This window comes from Streptomyces palmae, assembly GCF_004684805.1.
GTDB classification, from domain to species: domain Bacteria; phylum Actinomycetota; class Actinomycetes; order Streptomycetales; family Streptomycetaceae; genus Streptomyces; species Streptomyces palmae.
Genome location: NZ_SRID01000575.1, coordinates 1 through 2,766, shown reverse-complemented (window position 1 = coordinate 2,766; position 2,766 = coordinate 1). Strand labels below are relative to the sequence as shown.

At 69.8% G+C, this 2,766-nt stretch carries 1 protein-coding gene; it reads right to left on the bottom strand.

What is annotated here, in order from left to right:
• On the bottom strand, positions 1 to 2,766 hold a 2,766-nt coding region (locus E4099_RS31095), incomplete at both ends, for a non-ribosomal peptide synthetase (RefSeq protein WP_135342444.1).

Genomic DNA, 2,766 nt, shown 5'->3' with positions numbered 1-2,766 from the left:
CGACGAATCGTTCCGCTGTGAGGGCGGGGCGGTTCCAGTAGCCGCGGGCGACGCCGGCGCCGGCTATGTAGAGTTCACCGGCGGTGCCGGGGGGTGTGAGGCCGAGGGTGTCGTCGAGGACGTAGACCCGGGTTCCGGCGACCGGTCGGCCGATCGGCGGGAGGCAGCCGCCTGACAACGGGTCGCTCATCGTCGCGCAGACCGTCGCCTCCGTCGGGCCGTACGCGTTCACCATCCGGCGACCCCGCGACCACTGCTCCACCAGCGCCGGATTCGTCGCCTCGCCCGCTACCACGAGCGTCGTGCCCTGCGGCAGACCGCCCTCCGGCAGCAGTGCCAGCGCCGACGGGGGCAGCGTCGCATGAGTGACGTCGAACTCCGAGATCAGCTCGGCGAGCGATGGTCCTGGCAGCAGCCGGTCCTTGGTCGCCACCACGAGGGCCGCGCCCGTGAACAGTGCCATGCAGAGTTCCCAGAAGGCCGCGTCGAAGCTGGGCGAGGCGAACTGCAGCACCCTGCTGCCCGGGCCGACCTCAAACCGCTCGATATGTGCGGCGGCCAGGTTCGCGGCACCCGCGTGCGAGACCACGACCCCCTTGGGGCGGCCTGTCGAACCGGATGTGTAGATCACATATGCCGGGTTCCGCACCGACAGTGCGACCTGGGGAGCGTCGTCGGGATACCCGGACAGGTCCAGGTCGTCGAGGAAGACCAGCTCACCGCCGTCCGGCACCCGCTCGGCGACGGCCTTGACGGCGAGGGTCAGGGGCGGGCGGGCGTCGCCCAGCATGTAGGCGATCCGCTCGGTCGGATACTCCGGGTCGACCGGCAGATAGGCGGCTCCGGCCTTCCAGACGGCCAGGGCGGCCACGACGAGCTCAACCGACCTGGGGAGCGCGAGGGCCACGAAGCTCTCGGGCCCGATGCCTTGGGCGACGAGGTGGTGGGCGAGCCGGTTGGCGCGCGCGTCCAACTCCGCGTACGTCAGCCGGATGCCATCGGCGGACAGCAGCGCGACGGCGTCCGGGGCCCGCTCCACCTGCGCCTCGAAGAGGGCGGCAGCGGTGCACTCCGACACCGCGGGCGCGTCCCCGTTCCACTCCCCGAGCAGGCTCGCCCGCTCGTTGGACCTCAGGATGTCCAAGCTGCTGAGGGGGGCGTCCGGATCGGCCACCGCCGCGTTCAGCAGCCCCACCAGCCGAGCGGCGATCGCCTCCGCGGTGTGCCGGTCGAAGACGTCCGCGTTGAACTCGAGAGAGCCCGCGAGTTCGCCGCCCGTGTCGCCGCTCTCCACTACCTCGAAGGTGAGGTCGAACCGGGCCGCGCCGATCCAGGGCCGCCGAACCTCGCTGGTCAGTCCCGGAAAGTCAGCCTGGGCCTCGGCGTTGTTCTGGTAGGCCAGCATGACCTGGAAGACGGGGTGGCTGTTGAGGGTGCGTTCGGGGTTGAGGGCTTCGACGAGTCGGTTGAAGGGGAGGTCCTGGTGGTCGTAGGCGGCGAGTGCGGATTCCCGGGTGCGGGTGAGGAGTTCGCGGAAGCTGGGGTTTCCGGAGGTGTCGCCGCGTAGTACGAGGGTGTTGACGAAGAAGCCGATGAGGTGGTCGAGGGCTTCGTCGGTGCGGCCGGCGATGGCGGTGCCCAGGGGGATGTCGGTGCCGGCGCCGAGTCGGCTCAGGAGTGCGGTCACCGCGGCTTGGATCACCATGAAGGTGCTGGCGCCGTTGGACTGTGCCAGGGCGGTCAGTTGGCGGTGGAGTTCGGGTTCGATGTGGAAGGTGACCAGTCCGCCGCGGTGTGTGGGGATCTGCGGACGGGGCCGGTCGAAGGGCAGCTCGAGCTGGTCGGGGGCGCCGTGGAGAGCGTTCTTCCAGAAGGTGAGTTGGCGGTTGAGTTCGCTGTGGGGGTCGTCCTCGGTGCCGAGGAGTTCGCGTTGCCACAGGACGTAGTCCGCGTACTGCACGGGCAGGGTGTCCCATGCCGGTTCGCGGCCTTCCGAGCGGGCTGCGTAGGCCTGGGTCAGGTCTTGGCTGAGGGGGGCCAGGGACCAGCCGTCGCCCGCCACGTGGTGGAGGACGATCAGGAGTACGTGACGGGTCTCGGCGAGGGCGAAGAGGGTGGCCCGGAACGGGATCTGTGAGTCCAGGGCGAAGGTGCGCGAGGCGGCCTGGGTCAGTGCCTCGTCCAGATTGGCCGGGTCGATCTGGACGACTGGCAGGTCGGTGCGTATCTGGTCGGTGGGGAGGATGTGCTGGTGCGGCTCGCCCTGGGCGGTCGGCAGGACGGTGCGCAGTGCTTCGTGCCGGGCCACGACGTCGTCCAGCGCTGAGGCGAGTGCGTCGATGTCGAGTGGGCCGTTGAGGGTGATGGCGAGCGGGATGTTGTAGGTCGCGCTCGGCCCCTCGACCTGGTCCAGGAACCACAGCCGCTGCTGGGCGAAGGAGAGCGGTAACCGCTCAGGCCGCTCACCGGCCCGCAGCACCGGCCGGGCCACGCCGGCGTTGCTGACGCGGTGGGAGAGCTCGGCGACAGTCGGCGTGTCGAAGAGGTCGCGCACCGACAATTCGATGCCCAGTGCCCGGCGCAGTCGGCTGATCAGCCGTGTTGCCAGCAGTGAATGGCCGCCCAGGTCGAAGAAGCTGTCATGGATTCCGATGGTGGGGAGATTGAGCGTTTCGGCGAAGAGGCCGGCGAGGATTTCCTCGCGGGGGGTGCGGGGGGTTTGGTGGGTGCTGTTGGTGGTGTAGTCGGGTGCGGGTAGGGCCTTGT